Here is a 5,060-nt window from a genome sequence, read left to right as displayed (position 1 = left end):
GAGGAATGCCCGGCCCCCGCCATTCCGATACGCTCGGCACGGATCGCGCCCCGCGAAGTCTGGACGCCGCGGCAGCGGCCGCCCTCGACGATGAAATCGGTGATCTCGCAGTTCTGGATGATATCGACGCCGAGCCGGCTCGCCGCCCGCGCGTAGCCCCAGGCGACGGCGTCATGGCGCGCCGTACCGGCCCTGCCTTGCCAGATGCCGCCGAACACCGGGAAGCGCGCATCGGCTGAGAAATTATAGATCGGCGCCACCCGGCGCACATCGTCAGGTGAAAACAGCTCGGCATCGATGCCGTTGATCTGCATGGCGTTGACGGTGCGCGCCCCGATCTCCATCTCGGCAGTCGAGTGGCACAGATTGACCATGCCGCGCTGCGACAGCATGACGTTGTAGTTCAGGTCTTTCGACAATCCCTCATAGAGCTGGTGCGCCAGCCCGTAGAGTTCGACACTTTCGGGATAATAGTAGTTGGAGCGTACCACAGTGGTGTTGCGCCCTGTGTTGCCGCCGCCGATCCAGCCTTTTTCCAGCACGGCCACCCTGGTGATATTGTGATTCTTTGCCAGGTAATAGGCCGTCGCCAGCCCATGGCCGCCGCCGCCGATGACGATGGCGTCGTAGGACGGCTTCGGCTCGGGCGATCGCCAGGCCGGTTGCCAGCCGGTCTGGCCAGCCAGGCCCTCCTTGAACAGCGACAGGGCGGAATAGCGTGTGGTCATGACGTGCCGGACAGGCCTGATGTTCGGAAAGAAATGTGGATCATCGAATGGTCTTTCGCACCGACGTCATCGGTTCGATCGGTCATGCCCGCATCGCCTTGCCCAGTGGATCATATGGCGACGAAGCGATGACGCGCGCATCTCTTTCGACGCCGACGATGTGGGTTGTCAACGGCGTATCGATATCGGCCGCTTCGCGCTCGACCAGCGCCATGGCGAGGCTCTTGCCGACCGTATGGCCATAGCCGCCGGAGGTGACGAAGCCGGCCAGCCTGCCTCTGTTCCAGACCGGCTCGTAGCCGCTGGCATCGGCATCCGCCGCGTCGATTTCGAGCGTCACCAGCGTGCGCCTCGATGGAGCCTTCTGCTCTTTCAGGGCCGCCTCGCGGCCGATGAAATCGCCCTTGTCGAAGGCGACCCAGCGGTCCATGCCGGTCTCATCAGGCGTATAGTCCTGCGTGAATTCGCGCGACCAGATGCCAAAGCTCTTTTCGAGCCGCAGCGAATTGACCGCGCTGAAGCCGTATTCGGTGACTCCCAGATCGCTGCCTGCGGCAAGTAGCGCGCGGCGCAGGCCCATGTGCTCATTGGCCCGGCAATGAATCTCGTAGCCGAGTTCGCCGATGACCGACAGTCGTCCGACCTTCGCCCGCACCAGTCCGACATCGAACGTCCTGCAGGCGAGAAAGCCGAACGCCTGGTGCGAAACGTCCTGATGTGTGAGGCGCTCAAGTAGCATTCGCGCATTGGGACCGGCGAGCGAGAAACCAACGACGGCGTCCGAAATGTCGCGAACGGTGACGCCATCGCTCATATGTTGCTCGAACCAGCGCATATGCCACTGGCGCAGATAGTAGGATCCCATGATCCACCAGGAGCCATCACCCCAATTGAAGACGGTGAGGTCGCCCTTGAGCTTGCCGTTTTCACCCAGCATCGGCGCGAGTTTTGCGCGACCCGGCCTGGGCAGCGCACAGGCGAGCAGCCGGTCGAGCCAGGCTTCGGCCTGCGGCCCGATGATCTCGTAGCGCGAGAAGGCTGATATATCGAGCAGGCCGACACCTTCGCGCACTTTGCGGCATTCCTGTGCGACAATGTCGAAGGCGTTGGAGCGCTTCAGCGTCGGTGTCTCGACGAAGCCTTGCGGCGCGAAATAGAGCGGCACTTCCATGCCCCATGAATTGCCCCAGCGCGCGCCCGCGGCCTCCATCGCGTCATGCGCCCCGGCCGTCTTCAAGGGCCGTCCCGCCGGCAACTGCTCGTTGGGATAGCTCATGACAAAGCGGCGCGAATAGAACTGCCCGGTGGTCTGCCTGATGTATTCGCGGTTGGAGGCGAAGTCGCCATAGCGGGCGATGTCCATGCCGTAGACATCGGCTTCCGGCTCGCCATGGATCATCCATTCGGCCAGCGACTTGCCGACGCCGCCGCCTTGCAGGAAACCGGCCATGACGCCGCACGCCACCCAGTAATTGGGCACGCCGCGCACCGGGCCGACCAGCGGATTGCCATCCGGCGAGAAGGTGAAGGCCCCGTTCACCCAGCGTTTGATGCCGGCTGTCTCCAGGCAGGGGTAACGGCTGAAGCCGAGCGCCAGTTCGTCGGCTATGCGGTCGGTGTCTTCCTGGATCAATTCGATGCCGTAGTCCCACGGCGCCCCATCCATGTTCCAGTGCTTGTGGTTGATCTCGTATATGCCGAGCAATAGACCCTTCTGCTCCTGGCGCATGTAGGTGAAACCTTCGAGATCGACGATCAGCGGCAATTCCTTGTCCAGCGCCTGGATTTCGGGCAATGCCTCGGTGACGAGATAATGGTGCTCCATTGGCGATACCGGCAGGTCGATGCCGGCCATCCTGCCGACCTGCTTGGCCCACAGTCCGCCGGCATTGACGACGTGCTCGGCAATCACCGTGCCCTTCTCGGTGACCACGTCCCAACCGCCATCGGCGCGGCGGTTGAGATCCAGCACCCGGTTGTGCTCGATGATGTCGGCGCCGCGCAGCCTGGCTGCCTTGGCATAGGCGTGCACGACGCCCGAGGGATCGATATGGCCCTCGCGCGCGGCATAGAGGCCTCCCAGCATGCCGTCGGTGTTGAGGATCGGGCAGCGCTGCTTGATCTCATCGACACCGACCAGGTGGACATCGTCGATGCCCATGGTCTGGAAGATGCGGTAGGAGGCCTTGAGCCATTCCCAGCGCTCCGGCGCCGAGGCGACCGAGATGCCGCCGGTCATGTGCATGCCGATGCTCTGGCCCGATTCCTTCTCGACTTCGGAGAGCAGGTCGATCGTGTAGGCCTGCAGGGCGGCGATGTTGGGATCGGCGTTCAGCGCATGGAACCCGCCGGCCGCATGCCAGCTCGATCCCGCTGTCAGTACCTCGCGTTCGATCAGCGCGACGTCGTTCCAGCCGAACTTCGCCAAGTGATAGAGCACCGAGGCTCCAACCACGCCGCCGCCGATGACGATCGCCCTGTATTGGGATTTCATCCTGTCGCACTCCACCCATTCAGTGGGGCGAACCCTATCGGTATTGTACATATGTGTCTAGAGCTTGGAAAGGCGATGGAATGAGCGGCCCATGACTCCGCTCTGCGCCGATGCAGCAGAAGGGCTCCTCTGCTGCTGTCGGCAGCAAACGTGCTTGCTATTGGGATGCGCTAAGCGAAATCGTCAGGCCGCGGCGGCCGAGCGGGCCTTACTTATCGGTTGCGCGAAAGCGTCTTCTCGACATAGCGCGAGAAGTCTTCGACATCCTCCGCCGGAGGCTCCTGGCCGGTGAAGCTGCGCAGATAGCCGGCGACGTGAGGCAGGCGGCTGCTCATCGGCTCGTTGAGCTCAAGCGAGTAATAGCCGATCTGCATGAAGTACAGCACGCGGGCTCGCACGAACGCGTCTTCTTCCTCATAGCCGTGGCGCATGAACATGTCGCGGATGGCGTTGACACGCTCCTCGTCGGCCTCGTCGAGGGCGCGCCGGATGGCGGGCGAGCGGCGGGCCCAGGCCCTGATCGCGAAATCCAGCTGTGGATCGAACAGCCTTTCGTCCACCCAGCATTCGAAAATGCTCATCACCCCGCGAATGACGGTGGCGGATGGCCGCCTGGCGCGTTCGACGATGAATTTGGTGTTGGTCTGCCGCCAGTAATCCAGCAGCTGGTCGAGCAGATCCTGCCGGCTCTTGAAATACCAGTAGAAGCTGGAGCGCGACACATCGAGCTTCTGTCCAAGTGTCAGCACGCGGACGCGTTCGACACCGTCAGAGATCAATGTTTCGAGCGCAAGTTTCAGCCAGTCTTCGCGAGTGGCCTTGATGTTGCCGGTGGCGCCGGCGCGCTGAATCGTCGTTTCGAGAGCTGCCATCGGCACGACGCATGACATGCTGCCTCAGGCAAATCAAGGCTATGGACAGAAGTGTATAGAGGAAATCGGCCCAAGCCGGACGACGCACCATGGATGTTGGCCGCATCGAAGCTCGATGAGGCAATGTCGTCACCCGCCATCCGCGCGGCGCAAGCGGGGGGATTTTTGTCGCGGCTGCTGGTTCACTGTTTGCTTTCCCGCGAGGCAATTGTCTGGCAAATACCAGTTCAGACAGATGCCCGCGCGGCCAACAAGCAGGAACACACGATATGACGCTGTTTCGAAAGAACCTCATCGATGGCGAATGGGTCGGCGAGGCCGGTTCGCGCAACATCAACCCCTCGGATACCGGTGACATCGTCGGCGATTATGCCTCGGCGGGTGTCGAACAGGCCAAGCAGGCGATCGCCGCGGCCAAGGCAGCGTTCCCGGCTTGGTCCCGTTCCGGTCCGCTGGCGCGTCACGCGGTGCTGAAAAAGGCCTCCGACGAGATTCTGGCGCGCAAGGACGAGATTGGCCGCAATCTCGCGCGTGAGGAAGGCAAGACGCTGGCCGAAGGCATCGGCGAGACCATTCGCGCCGCCCAGATATTCGATTTCTTTGCCGGCGAAACGTTGCGTTTGACCGGAGAGGTCGTGCCGAGCGTGCGACCGGGCGTCGGCGTCGAGATGACGCGCGAGGCGGTCGGCGTGGTCGGCATCATCACGCCGTGGAATTTTCCGATCGCCATTCCGGCCTGGAAGATCGCCCCGGCGTTAACCCACGGCAACACTGTCGTCTTCAAGCCGGCGGAGCTGGTTCCCGAGAGCGCCTGGACCATCGTCGATATCCTGCATCGCGCCGGCCTGCCAAAGGGCGTGCTCAATCTGGTCATGGGCAAGGGCTCGGTCGTCGGCCAGGCGATGCTCGACAGTCCCGACGTCAACGCCATCAGCTTCACCGGCTCGGTCGGTACCCGCAAGCGCG

The 5,060-nt window shown here is 62.8% G+C and carries 4 protein-coding genes; 1 reads left to right on the top strand and 3 read right to left on the bottom strand.

All coding sequences use genetic code 11. The features are described from left to right. The 3 genes from EN906_RS22445 to EN906_RS22435 form a co-directional block, all read right to left on the bottom strand. Positions 1-728 (bottom strand): FAD-dependent oxidoreductase (locus tag EN906_RS22445; protein WP_127375380.1); only part of this gene is annotated, 728 nt, incomplete at its 3' end. Positions 729-810: 82 nt separating this feature from the next. Then, positions 811-3,222 carry an FAD-dependent oxidoreductase gene (locus tag EN906_RS22440; protein WP_127266941.1) on the bottom strand — a complete coding sequence of 804 codons (2,412 nt, stop codon included), beginning with the start codon at positions 3,220-3,222 and terminating at the stop codon, positions 811-813. Positions 3,223-3,434: 212 nt separating this feature from the next. Next, positions 3,435-4,094, bottom strand: a complete 660-nt coding sequence (locus EN906_RS22435; protein WP_164748900.1) for a TetR/AcrR family transcriptional regulator — start codon at positions 4,092-4,094, stop codon at positions 3,435-3,437. Positions 4,095-4,363: 269 nt separating this feature from the next. Here EN906_RS22435 and EN906_RS22430 point away from each other — a divergent pair. Continuing rightward, positions 4,364-5,060: aldehyde dehydrogenase family protein (locus tag EN906_RS22430; RefSeq protein WP_127375379.1), on the top strand; the 697-nt coding region annotated here is incomplete at its 3' end.

It is taken from the genome of Mesorhizobium sp. M7A.F.Ca.CA.004.06.1.1 (genome assembly GCF_003999135.1).
Taxonomy (GTDB): Bacteria; Pseudomonadota; Alphaproteobacteria; order Rhizobiales; family Rhizobiaceae; genus Mesorhizobium.
The sequence above is the reverse complement of the archived record's forward strand: the minus strand, read 5'-3'. Positions and strand labels throughout refer to the sequence as shown.